Origin of the sequence: Acinetobacter sp. WCHA29 (assembly GCF_002165335.1) — a bacterium.
In the GTDB taxonomy this organism is placed as follows: Bacteria; Pseudomonadota; Gammaproteobacteria; order Pseudomonadales; family Moraxellaceae; genus Acinetobacter.
Window position 1 is genome coordinate 126,927 of record NZ_NHRQ01000004.1, and the last position, 16,108, is coordinate 143,034.

Sequence of the window (16,108 nt, forward strand, 5' to 3'; positions counted from 1 at the left end):
TTCCGATTACTCTAAATGTGCAGTGATTTTTTGCAGAATTTGAAAGATCACATCAAATTCACTTTGCAATGGTGTGCTTTTTCGTGTCACCAATGCCAATGTGCGGTTCGGGGCATCTTCAATTGATTTTACTGCAATTTCTTCATTGAAATGAATCATGCTGTTTTTCAAGGCAATTTCGGGTAGCAGTGTAAAGCCAAGATTTGACGACACCATTTCCACTAAAGTTGGAAGAGAGCTTGCCTTTAAACGATGATCATTTTTGCGCTCACCCACAGGGCAGGCACTTAAGGTGTGATCTCGTAAACAATGACCTTCTTCGAGTAGCATGAGACGCGATAAGTCCAAATCATCTAGTGAGTTTGCATTCTCAGCATTGTTGTCATTTTTATTGTAGACAACAAATAAATTTTCTTTTGCAATTTCTGCAACTTTTAATCCACGAGTGTCAAAAGGAAGCGCCAGAACAATCATATCTAAATTGCCGTGTTCTAGCTTTTCTACGATTTTCTCACTTTGAGCTTCATGTAAATGAAGCTGAATCTTTGGCAGTTGTCGATGCACTTCATCAAGTAGTTGAGTCAAAATAAATGGTGCAATCGTAGGAATAATACCGAGATGTAGATCACCTGTTAATGGTTCACTCATTTCTCTACTTAGGCGCATTAAATCTTGTGCATCGGCAAGTAATACTCGTGCACGTGCAACGACTTGTTCGCCTAATGGGGTTAAACGAACGTTTTGACGATCACGCTCAACTAGGACGCCACCTAAGAGGCGCTCTAGTTCCATGATACCACCCGACAAAGTAGATTGAGTGACAAATGAACGGCGCGCAGCTTCAGTAAAATGTAAAGTTTCTGACAACGTAACTAAATACGATAGCTGTCTTAATGAGGGTAATGCAGCCATAGAGTCCTAGTGTGATGATCTAAAGTGATGAGCAAACAAACCGCTAAGTTGTGGAATGAAGTGAGCAGGAATATCATGCCCCATTCCTTGAATTAATTCAAATTTAGCACCAGAAATCGCCTTTGCAACAGCTTTCCCGTGACTTGGTGGTAATAAACGATCTTTTGAACCATGTACAACCAAAGTCGGTTGAGTAATATTTTTGTTCAATGCTAACAAAGAACCTGTACATAATATTGCTAAAAACTGTTGAAGTACACCCGCTGGGTAAAAACTACGGCGATATAGTTTACGAATGGTTTGAATTGCTTCAACTTGATTCACATAACCTGGTGATCCAATAATATGAAATACTTTCAAACTATGATTCACAATCGCATCTTCGTCATGTGCTTCAGGTTTGCCTAATAAACTGAAAAGTTGTTTTGGAAACGGCGGTGGCAGGAAGGGTTGATTATTACTGGTAAATAATAATCCTACTTTCTCAACTTTTTCTGGATATTTCGCTGCTACGATTTGAGAGATCATGCCACCCATTGAAGCGCCTATGAGATATGTTTTTTCAAGCCCCAATTGGTCGATTAACATCGAAACATCATCAGCCATATCATATAAAGTGTAAGGTGCACCTTCGTTACCAAGCCCAATGATGAAGCGACTCATGAGTTTCATGGTATTGAGGCGTTTTCTTTTTTCACGAATTTTTGAAGATAAACCAATATCACGATTATCGAAACGGATAACGCGGAAGCCTTGATCAATCAATGATTTACAAAAGAAGTCAGGCCAAAACAGCATTTGAGCACCTAAACCCATAATCAACAGAATTGTTGGGTGTTCTGGATTGCCGCCCATTTCAACATGCAGTTCAATACCATTACCTAAAGTGACTTTGGTTTCTTGCATAAATGGAGCATAAGGTGACACATTAAATTGTAAAGCACTGTTCATGGCATTCATTCCGAATTGAATTCTTTTTATAGAATTAGAGTCTGCTAGAAATTTCTTTCTTAACAGACTCTAATTTAAACCTTAAACTTGTGCTGGAATCAAGTCTGGAACAAGTTTGGTTAAAGTTAAACGTTGTTTGCTTGCAGTCGCACCTAAAAGCACAAAACCTCTCAATGTACCTTCATCATCTGCTGCTCTAGCAAGCATACCATCTTCAAACTCTTCAGTTTCCCAATTCACGTCCACACCAATTGGTGCAGGTAATACAGTCAATGGTGCAGCAGGTGTTTTTACCGCAACAGGCATTGCAGGGTAGTGTACAGCAGTACTTTGCCCGCTCAGTGTTTTTGCTAATGCACGTGCTTGTTGCATGATTGGCATGACATATGGCAGTAATGTTCCATTCACTTCTGCACAGTCACCCACCGCATAGATGTCAGGCTGGTTGGTTTCCAATAGGGTATTGGTAATGATGCCACGACTTGTTTGAATATCTGCAGCTTTTGCTAAAGATATATTTGGCTGTAAACCAATCGCTGAAAGAACGATATCTGCAATTAAAGTCTGACCTGTTGCCAAAGTCACTTGGTAATCTTCACCATCATTGATTTTGGTTACTTTTTCAACAGTGGTCGACAATGCGAATTTAATACCCGCTTGTTCTAAGTTTGTTTTAAATGCTTCAGCAACGTGATTTGGTAGCAAGCGACCAAGTGGTTGTGGTGCAAGATCAATTACGGTGACATCGTAGTTGCTATGTAATAAATCATTGGCAAATTCACAGCCAATTAACCCAGCGCCTAGAATCACAACGCGTTTATCTTTACGCTTTGCTAAATTTTCACGGAACGTACGGTAGTCGATCAAGGAGTTCACGACATGAATATCATCACTACCATCACCAGCAATTGCTAAACGAATTGGGTTTGCACCTACTGCAAGGACCAGTTTTGAATAAGGTTGAGTGAAAATTTCACCATTTTTTTCTAAAGTGATTTCATGTTGTTCAGCATTAATTTCTTTCACCAAGGTTTCAGCTTCAATGCGCATATTCAGTTGCGTTGCCATTTTAGCTGCATCACCTAGGGCAATTTGTTCAGGTGCTTTATTCCCTGCAAAGGCATTAGATAATGTTGGTTTTGCATAATTTACCGCATCATCTGCGCAGATCATAACGAGTTCTTGTTCTGGGCTGAGTTTGCGAAACTCACGTGCAACAGTATAGCCTGCCATGCCCGATCCGATGATGACGATAGGATGCATTATATTCTCCAGTATTTCTTTCAATAAAAACAAACGATAGGAAAAAAAAGACCATGATCATGATCACGGTCTTTTAGATCTATTTAGATTTCAATCATTTCAAAATCAGCTTTTGAAACGCCGCAATCTGGGCAAGTCCAATCATCAGGGATATCTTCCCATTTGGTACCTGCTGCAATGCCGTCTTGTGGCCAACCATCTGCTTCGTCGTAAATCCACCCACAAACGATACATTGATATTTTTTCATGTGACTCTCCAAACTGATAGGTATGCTCAAATTGCCTTTCAGTAAAACTATTCCATAATGTCGCTACGATCGCTGTAATACAACAAACTTGTGTTAATCAGGAGTTAGATTTTTACGCAGAACTCCATTTAAGTAAAGCAAATGCAAGAGTTTAATCATTTATGTAGAAAGTGGAATGGCAATTTGTTCTGAAAGTCTTGTTATTTGAGCAATTACTCTAATTTTTTATGGATCTGTATATCTCTATCGCATTTTAAAAACAGTAAAAGTATAAATATAAGATGGTTGAAAAGTAACCATTTAAAATTAAAAGATCAAAAATAACACCAAAATTATGGAGAAAACTAAAATGCAGACTTTATCTTACGGTATTGAAATTAAGGCTTCGAAGCAAAAAGTGTGGGAAATATTATGGCAAAAAGAAAGTTACCAAGCTTGGACCCAATTTTTTCTTGCAACTCGACCATACGATCAGACTAGAAAGTAGGCGGTAAAACCTATTTCTATGATGATAAGGGGGGCATGATTTCAACAATCGAACGTTTAGATGAGCCGAATGTGATTATTTTTAAACATATCGGGATGATTCAAGATGGAGAGGAAGATACTGAAAGTGACGATGTAAAATCTTGGGCAGGTGCATTAGAAAAGTACATGTTATTTGATTTGGATGACGTTACTCAACTCTATGTAGAAGTGGATATTCAACCCCAATATATTGAAATGATAAATCAAGGTTTTGAAAAAGGGTTAGCTTTGGTTAAACAACTCGCTGAGCAATAGAAATCATTTTAAGTACATATTTATTGCAAGATAAAAGTATTATTTTCGCTTTGAAGTTGATAAATCTTTGCTTTTTTCACGATTGTGTGACTGAAATGGTGCGAAAATGGGCTTTGATCTGCTATTCTATGCCACTTCAATTTTACTTAAATCGAGGCAGAGATGACGCAACAAAACGCTCAATCGACTTCTGAACAAACACTTTCCGAAAACGATTTAATCGCACAGCGTCATGCCAAGTTAAAGCAAATCCAAGAGACTGCTAAACAAAGCGGTAAAAGTCCTTGGCCGAATACCTTTAAACGTGAGCACTATACAGGTGACTTACAGGAACAATTTAAAGATCAAGATAAAGCACAAATCGAAGGTGCTGAAAAAGTTTATGTAAAAGTCGCGGGTCGTGTCATGTTGAACCGTGGGTCATTTATTGTGATCCAAGATATGACAGGTCGTATCCAACTTTATGTAGATCGTAAAGGTTTGCCAGCAGACGTTTTAGAAACGATTAAAAGCTTAGATCTTGGCGATATTATTGCCGCTGAAGGTTATATCGGACGTTCTGGCAAAGGTGACTTATATGTACACCTTGAAGGATTTGAATTATTAACCAAATCACTTCGTCCGCTTCCAGATAAATTCCACGGTTTAACGGACACAGAAGCGAAATATCGCAAGCGTTATTTAGATTTGATCGTCAACGAAGAAACACGTAAGACTTTTGAAATTCGTGCCAAAGTGGTTGCAGGTATTCGTGCGTTCTTAACCAATGAACGTTTCATGGAAGTTGAAACACCAATGATGCATGTGATCCCGGGTGGTGCATCTGCAAAACCATTCGTAACACATCATAATGCATTGGATATGGAACTCTATTTGCGTATCGCGCCAGAGCTCTATTTAAAGCGCCTTGTAGTGGGTGGTTTTGAGCGTGTGTTTGAAATTAACCGTAACTTCCGTAATGAAGGGGTGTCAACACGTCATAACCCTGAATTTACCATGATCGAGTTTTATCAAGCCTACGCTGATTATAAAGACTTGATGGCATTGACTGAAAACATGCTTGAGAAATTGGCAGTCGACATTTTAGGTTCTACCGATGTGCCTTATGGTGATGAGGTGTATAGCTTCAAAGGTCCATTCAAGAAAATATCAATGTTTGACGCCATTCTTGAGCACAATCCAGACTTTACGCCTGAAAATGTAAATGATCGTGAGTTCTTGGCTAAATTTACTCAAGATGTGTTGAAAGAAAAAGTGAAGCCTGGTTTCGGTTTAGGCAAATTACAAACAATCGTGTTTGAAGAAACTGTTGAAACTAAACTTCGTCAACCAACATTCATTACAGAGTATCCAGCTGAAACCTCACCACTCGCTCGTCGTAATGATGATAATCCACACATTACCGATCGTTTTGAGTTCTTTATTGGTGGTCGTGAGTTAGCCAATGGTTTCTCTGAGTTAAATGATCCAATTGATCAGGCTGAGCGTTTCCAAGCACAGGTTGAAGAAAAAGATGCTGGTGATGATGAGGCAATGCATTACGATGCGGACTTTATTGAAGCACTAGAATACGGTTTACCGCCAACAGCAGGTGAAGGTATTGGTATTGATCGTTTGGTTATGCTATTTGCTAATGCGCCAAGTATTCGTGATGTATTGTTATTCCCACACATGCGCCGTAAAGATTAATTACTCACTTATTATTAATAAAAGGCCACTTTAAAAGTGGCTTTTTATTTGTTGGTTAAGAAATGTAATTGTTTGGTTTGATGATTGAAAAAAAAGCATAAAAAAACGATGATGTGCTAATGAATAAATTTGAGACCAGTTAAGGTATGTTTGTAAAAAAATCGCTTTATATCGCATTATTTTCGGCTATTTCAGCTGCTACTTTTGCACAAGGGCTTGTATTGAATGATGCAAACTTACGCACTGACTTAAATTGGTTAAATCAGCAAGGTGTTATACAAATCAGTACTTCAACTTGGCCGTTGAGTGGTGATGAAATTCAACGAGCTTTGTTGCAAGCAAAAGTGGCAAATAATACACAGCAAAAAGTCATCAATTCTGTAAAGAGTGCACTTCAAGCCGATAATGAAACCGTAAAAGTTGGTTTGCATGCGGCTACTGATTTAAAAACTATTCCTCAAACATTTGGTGAGAATCAAAAATCACAATATCAAGCAGCTGTTGAATTTAATGCGGGTGGGGAAAGCTGGGATGCAAAACTACGTGTTAATGGGGAAAAAGATCCTTTAATTGATAATGGTCATGATGCCAATGTTGAAGGTTCATATATTGCAGGAAAGCTTTGGAATCAATGGTTAATTGCTGGCCAAATCCCTATTTATTGGGGTCCTGGACATGATGGAAGTTTGATTCGTGGTGATGCTAGTCGTCCTGTTTATGGGGTGACTGTTCAAAGAGCAAATCAAAATGCATTTGAATCAAAATGGTTATCATGGATTGGACCTTGGCAATATCAGGCTTTTGCAGGCCAGTTAGATGATTACAAAGCTGTACCTGATGCTAAATTAATTGGTTTACGTTTAACAGCTCGTCCATTTCCAGCATTAGAAATTGGTGCTTCACGTGCCATTCAATGGGGAGGTGATGGTCGACCTGAAAGTTTAAGTTCACTTTGGGATGCCATTACAGGAACAAAAGACAATGGCGGTACTGGTAAAGAAGATCCTTCTAATCAGATTGCAGGATTTGATGGTCGGTTATTTTTACAACCTTTATTGAACGTTCCAGTCAGTTTGTATGGTCAGTTTATTGGTGAAGATGAAGCTGGTGGATTACCTGCAAAATATATGTACCTCGGTGGTGCAGATTTTTCTTCAATTTATAAAGATATGCCATATCAATTATATGCAGAATGGGCTGACACGCGTACCAATGGCGAGGTAAGACGTATTTCTTATGCCCATACTATTTATAAAGACGGCTATTACCAGCACGGTTTCCCATTAGGACATGCAATTGGTGGTGATGGGCAAACATATTCTGTTGGTGGCGATATTCGTTTTGATGTGATGAATCGTCTAAGTGGACGTGTACTTTATGCCCAAGTGAATGAATCTAACTTGTTAATTAATGAGGCTTTCCCAAAACAAGACACCTTAAAAGGTTTAGATTTAACATGGACACATTATTTAAAGCCAACGATTCCATTGAAAATTAATGGTTGGGTGAGTGACTCTGATCTCAATGGTAATGATGGTGGTATTTCTGTTGGCGTTGAGATTCCATTAGAAAAAAATATGTTCCGTTTCTAATCTTAACTAAATAGATAAGAAGCCGAATTCGGCTTCTTTTTTGTTTAATTTAATTTCATGTTATTTTTAACAGTTATTCTTCTCTTTTCGAGCTATGCATATCACAATTTTGCATATTGATATGAAAAAACAAGCTAAAGAAGCCGTTCTAAATTATTATAATGGATAAACTTTACTAGATTGCTCATTTGTCCACTAGTAAGAATATCGATATCACGAAAAATTGGAGTTGTTATGATACTCGTTCCTCCACACGGTCTTCCAAGTGGTGGTTTAATACCACTTATAGATTTTATGGGTAACATTGATAAGGGGGGATATGTACATGACTGAAAATAGATTAACTCACCTCAAGCAACTTGAGGCAGAAAGTATTCATATTATTCGTGAAGTTGCAGCTGAATTTGAAAATCCAGTGATGCTTTATTCAATTGGTAAAGATTCAGCAGTCATGTTACATCTTGCCTTGAAAGCATTTTATCCTGCTAAGCTTCCTTTTCCACTCCTGCATGTAGATACAGGTTGGAAGTTTAAAGACATGATTACATTCCGTGACAACATGGCAAAAACTCATGGCTTTGATTTGATCGTACATCAGAACAAAGAAGGTCGTGATGCAGGCATTAACCCATTTGATCATGGTAGTTCAAAATATACAGACATCATGAAAACTCAGGGTTTAAAACAAGCATTAGATAAATATCAGTTTGATGCTGCGTTTGGTGGTGCACGTCGTGATGAAGAAAAATCACGTGCGAAAGAACGTGTTTATTCATTCCGTGATACGAAGCATCGTTGGGATCCAAAAAACCAACGTCCAGAACTTTGGAATCTTTACAATGGTAAAGTGAACAAAGGTGAGAGTATTCGTGTTTTCCCTTTATCTAACTGGACTGAGTTAGATATTTGGCAATATATTTACTTAGAAAATATTCAACTTGTTCCTCTTTACTTCTCGGCTGTACGCCCAGTTGTGGAGCGTAGCGGTACGTTAATCATGGTCGATGACGAGCGTATGCGTTTAAAGGAAGGTGAAGTTCCTCAAATGAAATCGGTACGTTTCCGTACACTTGGTTGTTACCCATTAACAGGTGCAGTTGAGTCTGAGGCGGATACATTGCCTGAAATTATCCAAGAAATGCTTTTGGCTACCAGTTCAGAGCGTCAGGGTCGTATGATTGACCATGATGAAGCTGGCTCAATGGAAAAGAAAAAGCAGGAAGGTTATTTCTAATTTCCTTAAGCAAGTCCCTCTGTTAAAAGAGGGATGTAGGGAAATTACAAAATTAGATTTCAAATTTTGTGGAGTTTTGAGCAATGTCTCATCAATCAGATCTTATTAGCCAAGATATTTTGGCATATTTAAAACAGCACGAAAATAAAGACCTTTTGCGCTTCTTGACTTGCGGTAACGTCGATGATGGTAAGTCAACGCTAATTGGTCGTTTACTTTATGATTCAAAGTTGATCTATGAAGATCAATTACAAGCAGTAACGCGTGATAGTAAAAAAGTAGGTACAACAGGAGATGCTCCTGACCTTGCTTTACTGGTTGATGGTTTACAAGCTGAACGTGAACAGGGGATTACGATTGATGTAGCCTATCGTTATTTCTCTACAGAAAAGCGTAAGTTCATCATTGCTGATACGCCAGGACATGAGCAATATACGCGTAACATGGCAACAGGTGCATCAACGGCTGATCTTGCGATTATCCTGATTGATGCGCGTTATGGTGTGCAAACGCAAACTCGCCGTCATACTTTTATTGCAAGTTTACTTGGTATTAAAAATATCGTTGTTGCGATCAATAAAATGGACTTGGTTGAGTTCTCTGAATCTCGTTTCAACGAAATTCAAGTTGAATATGATGCATTCTTAAGCCAGTTAGGAAATCGCCGTCCTGAAAATATTGTATTCGTGCCAATCTCGGCATTGAATGGCGATAACGTGGTGAATCCATCAGCAAGCACGCCTTGGTACAATGGTCAAACCTTGATGAGCATTCTTGAGTCAGTGGAAATCAAGCGTGATTCAAACAAAAAAGAATTCCGTTTCCCCGTTCAGTATGTGAATCGTCCAAATCTTGATTTCCGTGGTTTTGCAGGTACGATTGCGCTGGGTGAAATCAATGTCGGTGATGAGATTGTTGCATTGCCATCAGGTAAAAAATCAACGGTGAAAGAAATTGTCACTTTTGATGGAAACCTTGAACAAGCAAGTGCAGGTCAAGCGGTTACTTTAACGTTAAATGATGAAATTGATATTTCACGTGGTAATGTTTTAGTTCGTGCAGGTGAACAACCGCTTATTTCGCGTAGTGTTCGTGCATCTGTTGTATGGATGAATGAACATCCACTAGTGAAAGGTAAACTATATAACCTTAAAATCGGTACGCAAACTGTTCCTGCAAAAGTCAGTGCGATCAATTACCGTGTCAACGTAAATACACTTGAACATACTCAAGTTGAAGAGCTTGAGTTAAATGCAATTGCAGATCTTGTAATTGAGTTTGATGCTCCAGTGGTATTTGACCAATATCAAGACAGCCGTTATACGGGTTCATTGATCTTTATTGACCGCTTAAGCAACGTTACTGTTGGTGCGGGGATGATTGAAGCTGCAGTTGAATGGACAGCGCATAGCAATCCTGTGACTGCGGAAGATCGTGCGGCTCGTTTAGGTCAGAAACCTGCAGTGATTGGTGTTTCTGCTCAGTTGATTGAACAGGCTCAGGCTTTGGAAAGTTTGTTGATTCAACAAGGTGTGGTTGCGATTGCAAAAGTTGGTTTAACGACTGAGCAAATTGTTTTATTGCGAGAAACAGGTGTAGTGGTGATCACGACAACTGTTGATGGTACAGATACCGATATTAATGCTGAAACAGTTGAAGAAGCAGCTGAAAAAATCGTGGAGTTAGTTCGTCTTTAATAGCTTGGACTGACTTCTAAAAGCCTGCTCATGCAGGCTTTTTTATTTTATAAATTCGAAATTTATATCTTTGAAGGTTTTTGATTCTTCGATTTAATTTAAAATACTGATAAATATATCGGGCTGATATTTTTTTATTCTGTTTTGAAAGGTCTTTTATGAGACAATAGTTCTTTGAATTATTGTCTAAGGACTCCCATGACTGAGCAAACTCCTGAATATTTAAGTGATATCGAAATTTTAGACATTTTACAGTCTATGAAAAAAGATAAGCTTGATGCAGAAGCGAACGAAATCATCCGTAATGGGGGTAAGGCTGGGCGTCAAGAAGCGCACAAGCAAGCTTTGGTTGCACTGAATACAAGTTTTGAAGATAAATTTGTAGAAGCAGTAACACTTGCATTAGGTTTAAATTCTGGACAAGCTAAAAAAATTCGTTATAAAAAAGATCGTATTCGTATTTTAAAAGTGCGAGGTATTGATTATCTTGCGATTGATGGAGCTGAAACAGCTCAAGTTCTGTCTCAGGTTGCTCAAGCAATTGTGCGTGAAGATTCAATAGTGACTCATGATCTGCATAACATCTTTCCATTTTGGAAAGAAGGGTGGCCAATGGTTCAGTTCGATAGTGCGTATAAAATCCTATCAGAAGATATTGCAATTCATTATCAAGCTACATTAGATCAATTAATTTCACTATATGGTGGAAATTAAATTTTCTACGAAATCAAATAAATTATTATAAATAACAAGGATGTTAAATTTATGAGTTTGAATATAGAGATCCCACATGAGGCTCTAGACGCTTTAAGAGCAGGTCAGTTGATCGATGCAATCAAAATTACTCGTGAGAAAACAGGTCTTGGGTTGAAAGAATCCAAAGACTTGGTCGAACGGTATTTAAAAGAACATCCACAAGAACAAGCGCTAATTCAGGAGCAGTTAGCCCAACGCAGTCGTGGTGGAATCCAAATCTTTATTTTGATTTTCTTCATATTGGTGATTTTAGTTTGGTTTTTGACCAGATAAATTAAGCCCTTCAAAGGGCTTAATTTTTATGAGTTATTCAGTTGTTGTTGAAGGCGGTTCATTTTCTAAGCTGGGAATAATTTGAGTGACCAGTAATTGATCGATTTTATAATGGTCAATATCAACTACCTCAAACTTAAAACCCGCATATTCTACTGCATCAGCTGGACGTGGAATTTTGCGTAAACGATACATGATGAAACCAGCAATCGTTTCATAATTTTCATTTTCAGGAAATTCTTCAATTTCCAATACATGTTTCACATCTTCAATTGGGGTGCTACCATCAATCAGCCATGAGTGATTATCACGCTTAATAATTTGTTGATCTTCTTCCATTGGTGTGACCCAATCACCCATCACAGTAATCATGATGTCGCTGAGTGTAATCACACCAACCACCAAGGCATATTCATTAATAACGACCGCAAATTTTTCTTTGGTTGAACGGAAGCGATCTAGTAATTCTGAAAGTGTTAATGTGTCTGGAATAATAAGAACAGTACGGATTGTTGATTCATTAAGCTGAAGGAGGGATTGATTGTTTAAGATACGCACCAAAATATCTTTGGTATCAACATAACCAATGACTTGGTCAATTTGTTCATTACAAACTAAAAACTTGGAGTAGGGATATTCGGCTAATTTTTGGCGAATACTGTTCTCATTTTCTTTTAAAGTGAAATAAACCACATTTTCACGTGTCGTCATACTGGACGGAACTGTGCGTTCCTCCAGCTCAAACACATTTTCAATAAAATGGTGCTCCTGCTTTTGCAGAACGCCTGCCTGTGCGCCTGCATCCATAACCGCAGAAATATCATCAAACGTAATATTGTCATCACGAATGGTATTTACTTTAAATAACCGGAACAATAAGTTTGCAATTGCATTGATTCCCCAAGCTAAAGGCTTGCAAATCTTGATAAAAACTTGAATCGGCTCAATAACGCGAATGGAAATTTTTTCTGGGGCGATCATTGCCAAACGTTTTGGCATTAGATCCGCGAACAAAATAAAAAGCGAAGTTACCAAAGTGAAAGATAAAGCAAAACCAATCGTTTCTAGCCAAGGGCCTACATAAAACTGTTTAAGCATTTCTACAAAAAATGGGCGAAAAGCTGCTTCACCTAAAATACCGCCTAAGATAGCAACAGCATTTAAACCGATTTGTGAGGCTGCAAAAAAGTCCGCAGATTGTTCCTGTAAATCTAAAACTTTTTGTGCTCGAATTTCACCAGATTCAGCCAAAATTTTTAATTTAACTTTTCGTGCGCCAGCAAGTGCAATTTCAGTGAGCGAGAGAAAACCTGCCGCAGTTATGAGCAGAATAATGACAATAATATTTTGGAAGAGACTCACACATCACCTGTGGTTCATCGTTTATTATGAATATGTTGTAACATAAAAAAAGAAGAGAGGTAATTGGGTATTACCTCAGTATAACAATTTTGCTTATGAAACAAGCATATCCGTAGAGGAAATCATATTGTTACAAAGCAATATTTTAGTATTGTGAAAATTGTGAATTATTTAAAAGAAACTCACGATTTTCTTCTTCGATCATTTGGCGTGCTACAAAGAGGATAAGTTGTCTTAACCAACGATGTGCAGGATGATGGTGTAGCAATGGGCACCAAGCCATTTTAAGCTCAAATTCTGGAATGTAAAAAGGAGGGTCTTTAATAAGAAGACGAGGATTTTGTGCTTGCAAACGGGCCATACGTGTTGGCAATGTTGCAATTAGATCAACATTTTGTGCTAAAAGTGCAGGCATTTGATAGTGGCGAGTAAAAACTGAAATCTTACGACGTTGACCAATTCGTTCCAAAGCTTGGTCAATCCAACCAAGTCCTGCTTGTTTATCTGGATTTACACCAAAGCCAACACCCATACCTGTTTTAGAAACCCAAATATGTTGAGCATCTAAATAGCTTTTAAGGTTGAGATGTGTTACGGCAGGGTGTTTATCATTTAAAATACAGCTAAAACTATCGCGCCATACCAAAACTTGATGGAAGCTTTGTGGGATTTCATTGAAGCGGTTAATGGCTAGATCAACTTTGCCTTGCTCCATATCTCGATAAGAGACATCACTTGGGGTTAAGAAGTCCAGTACAACATTTGGCGCTTCAGAGCGAAGTGCTTTTACAAGACGAGGTACAAGTGTTGCTTCAGCATAATCGGAAGTCATTATGCGAAAAACGCGCGTACTAGTATAAGGCCTAAATTCGGTACGTGGTTCGAGAATCATCGACAAATCTGATAATGCATCACGAATACGTGGTTGTAATTCAAGTGCGCGCTCAGTTGGTGTCATGCCTTCAGAAGAACGAATGAGCAGAGGGTCGTTAAATAAATTACGTAAGCGACGTAAAATATTACTCATTGCAGGCTGAGTGACACCCAGTTGTTCTGCAGCACGTGTGACATTTTTTTCACGAAGAAGTACATCAAGATAAATTAATAAATTGAGATCAACCCGCTCCAGATTCATAAAAAAAATACCGAAAATAAAATTTTTGAATTGTGATGAATTATGACATAACTAAAGCCGTTTGTGTAACTTAAAACGAGATAAAAGGTATAGCAAATAGTTGAATGGTTTGGTCTTGTTAAATTTGAATAAGCTTATAACAGATTCATTATCATGAGGAAATGATATTCAATATATAAAAACACTATAGCCATTTCTGCATTTATTCACTTTATTCATTCATATGTTTTGGTATTGGATAGTTGTTTTAAATGTATAGAAATAATACGATTTAGATTGTTTAATGAATAATTTATGATGAATTTTATTTTAAAAATATTTATATATCAAAGGCTTAGTTTATTTTTTTGAATATTCTATATCGTTTTATCTGTATATTTCATAAATAAATACTGAAAATTAACCAAGAATATTGGATTAATCTGTTTGCACAGACTAAGCTGTGCAATATGTTGATGAAGTGCTTAAAATCTAGACTATAAAAGCATGGTTTTTTGCGATCATTCGATGCCAATCCCTCTAAAGGAATATATCATGTCTACATATTTAACAGCGATTGATGCAATCCGCGAATTAAAAGCAAAATTCGGCGACACTTGGCGCGATATTAGCCCAGAAGATGCTGCTCGTATGCAAATGCAAAACCGTTTCAAAACTGGTTTAGATATTGCTAAATATACAGCTGCGATTATGCGTCGTGATATGGCTGCTTATGATGCTGACTCTAGCAAATATACTCAATCATTAGGTTGCTGGCACGGTTTCATCGCTCAACAAAAAATGATTGCGAACAAAAAATACTTCGGTACTACTGAACGTCGCTATATCTACCTTTCTGGTTGGATGGTTGCTGCACTTCGTTCAGAATTTGGTCCACTTCCTGACCAATCTATGCACGAAAAAACTTCTGTTCCTGCATTAATCGAAGAAATCTATACTTTCTTACGTCAAGCTGACGCGAAAGAATTAAACGATTTATTCCGTGCTCTTAAAAAAGCTCAAGAAGCTGGTGACACTGCTAAAGCTGCTGAAATCACTGCTCAAATCGATGGTTTCCAAACTCACGTTGTGCCAATTATTGCTGACATCGACGCTGGTTTCGGTAACGAAGAAGCGACTTACTTACTTGCTAAGAAAATGATCGAAGCTGGTGCTTGTGCGCTTCAAATCGAAAACCAAGTATCTGATGCGAAACAATGTGGTCACCAAGCAGGTAAAGTAACTGTTCCACACGAAGACTTCATCGCTAAAATCCACGCTTTACGTTATGCATTCTTAGAAATGGGTCTTGACGACGGTATCATCGTTGCACGTACTGACTCTGAAGGCGCTGACTTGACTCAAAAAATCCCAGTGGTTAAAGAGCCAGGCGACATCGCTTCTCAATACATCAGCTACTTAGACACAACTGAAATCGACATTTCAGAAGCTCAAGAAGACGAAATCCTGATCAAGCGTGATGGTAAACTTCACCGTCCTAAACGTCTTGCTTCTGGTCTATACCAGTTCCGTGAAGGCACTCAAATTGACCGCGTTGTACTTGACTGTGTAACTAGCTTACAGAACGGTGCTGACCTTCTTTGGATCGAAACAGCGACGCCTAACGTTGCTGAAATCGCTCACATGGTTAACCGTGTACGTGAAACAGTTCCAAATGCTAAGCTTGTTTATAACAACAGCCCATCATTCAACTGGACGTTAAACTTCCGTCAACAAGCTTACGACCGTTGGGTTGCTGAAGGTAAAGACGTTTCTGCTTACGACCGTGCTAAATTAATGAGCGCTGAGTACGATGCTACTGAATTGGCTGCTGATGCTGATGAAAAAGTACGTACATTCCAAGCAGATGCTTCTCGTGAAGCGGGTGTATTCCATCACTTGATCACACTTCCGACTTACCACACTGCTGCTCTTTCTACTCATGAGCTTGCACAAGGTTACTTCGGTTCTGAAGGTATGTTGGCTTATGTTGCTGGCGTACAACGTAAAGAAATCCGCGGTGGTATCGCTTGTGTTAAACACCAAGCAATGGCTGGTTCTGACATCGGTGATGATCACAAAGAAATCTTCTCTGGTGACAACGCTCTTAAAGCGCACGATGATGCTAAAAACACAATGAACCAATTCGCTGCTCACTAAGCCTCGATTGATTCAAAAAAACCCTGCTTAAGCAGGGTTTTTTATTTTAATCATAAAAATGCTCGCAACAGCGA

At 38.4% G+C, this 16,108-nt stretch carries 13 protein-coding genes and 1 pseudogene; 8 read left to right on the forward strand and 6 right to left on the reverse strand.

Annotation, left to right across the window (positions count from 1 at the left end; genetic code table 11):
• Window positions 1-6: 6 nt before the first annotated feature.
• The 4 genes from oxyR to rubA form a co-directional block, all read right to left on the reverse strand.
• The gene (gene oxyR, locus CDG59_RS04575) at window positions 7-912 is read right to left on the reverse strand and encodes a LysR family transcriptional regulator OxyR (protein WP_087543892.1); all 906 of its coding nucleotides are present in this window, start codon (window positions 910-912) and stop codon (window positions 7-9) included.
• 6 nt (window positions 913-918) lie between these two features.
• Window positions 919-1,863, reverse strand: a complete 945-nt coding sequence (gene estB / locus CDG59_RS04580) for an esterase EstB (RefSeq protein ID WP_005157595.1) — start codon at window positions 1,861-1,863, stop codon at window positions 919-921.
• A gap of 81 nt (window positions 1,864-1,944) precedes the next feature.
• A complete protein-coding gene (gene rubB, locus CDG59_RS04585) occupies window positions 1,945-3,126 on the reverse strand; it encodes a rubredoxin reductase RubB (RefSeq protein ID WP_087543894.1) in 1,182 nt (393 codons plus the stop codon).
• Between the two features lie 83 nt (window positions 3,127-3,209).
• Window positions 3,210-3,374, reverse strand: coding sequence for a rubredoxin RubA (rubA, locus tag CDG59_RS04590; RefSeq protein ID WP_004663059.1), 165 nt, complete (start codon window positions 3,372-3,374; stop codon window positions 3,210-3,212).
• A 349-nt stretch (window positions 3,375-3,723) separates the two neighbouring features.
• Between rubA and CDG59_RS04595 the strand changes: the two are divergent.
• From CDG59_RS04595 to CDG59_RS04625, 7 genes and pseudogenes are all read left to right on the forward strand, one after another.
• A pseudogene (locus CDG59_RS04595) lies at window positions 3,724-4,157 on the forward strand (SRPBCC family protein).
• Between the two features lie 162 nt (window positions 4,158-4,319).
• A complete protein-coding gene (lysS, locus tag CDG59_RS04600) occupies window positions 4,320-5,846 on the forward strand; it encodes a lysine--tRNA ligase (RefSeq protein ID WP_087543896.1) in 1,527 nt (508 codons plus the stop codon).
• 146 nt (window positions 5,847-5,992) lie between these two features.
• Window positions 5,993-7,438: a capsule assembly Wzi family protein gene (locus CDG59_RS04605; protein ID WP_087543898.1), complete on the forward strand. Its 1,446-nt coding sequence runs from the start codon at window positions 5,993-5,995 to the stop codon at window positions 7,436-7,438.
• Window positions 7,439-7,763: 325 nt separating this feature from the next.
• Window positions 7,764-8,672, forward strand: coding sequence for a sulfate adenylyltransferase subunit CysD (gene cysD, locus CDG59_RS04610; protein WP_004663051.1), 909 nt, complete (start codon window positions 7,764-7,766; stop codon window positions 8,670-8,672).
• Between the two features lie 83 nt (window positions 8,673-8,755).
• Window positions 8,756-10,369, forward strand: coding sequence for a sulfate adenylyltransferase subunit CysN (cysN, locus tag CDG59_RS04615; RefSeq protein ID WP_087543900.1), 1,614 nt, complete (start codon window positions 8,756-8,758; stop codon window positions 10,367-10,369).
• Window positions 10,370-10,567: 198 nt separating this feature from the next.
• Window positions 10,568-11,083, forward strand: coding sequence for a hypothetical protein (locus CDG59_RS04620; protein WP_005157583.1), 516 nt, complete (start codon window positions 10,568-10,570; stop codon window positions 11,081-11,083).
• Window positions 11,084-11,134: 51 nt separating this feature from the next.
• Window positions 11,135-11,398, forward strand: coding sequence for a ribosomal protein L7/L12 (locus CDG59_RS04625; RefSeq protein ID WP_087543902.1), 264 nt, complete (start codon window positions 11,135-11,137; stop codon window positions 11,396-11,398).
• A gap of 33 nt (window positions 11,399-11,431) precedes the next feature.
• Here the strand turns inward: CDG59_RS04625 and CDG59_RS04630 are convergent, their stop codons facing one another.
• Window positions 11,432-12,760 carry a hemolysin family protein gene (locus CDG59_RS04630; RefSeq protein WP_005157561.1) on the reverse strand — a complete coding sequence of 443 codons (1,329 nt, stop codon included), beginning with the start codon at window positions 12,758-12,760 and terminating at the stop codon, window positions 11,432-11,434.
• A 145-nt stretch (window positions 12,761-12,905) separates the two neighbouring features.
• On the reverse strand, window positions 12,906-13,895 hold the full coding sequence (locus CDG59_RS04635; RefSeq protein WP_004663040.1) for a LysR family transcriptional regulator: 990 nt from the start codon (window positions 13,893-13,895) through the stop codon (window positions 12,906-12,908).
• 534 nt (window positions 13,896-14,429) lie between these two features.
• On the opposite strand from CDG59_RS04635, the gene CDG59_RS04640 reads away from it, so the two are divergent.
• Window positions 14,430-16,034: an isocitrate lyase gene (locus CDG59_RS04640; protein ID WP_087537123.1), complete on the forward strand. Its 1,605-nt coding sequence runs from the start codon at window positions 14,430-14,432 to the stop codon at window positions 16,032-16,034.
• The last annotated feature ends 74 nt before the right edge of the window (window positions 16,035-16,108 follow it).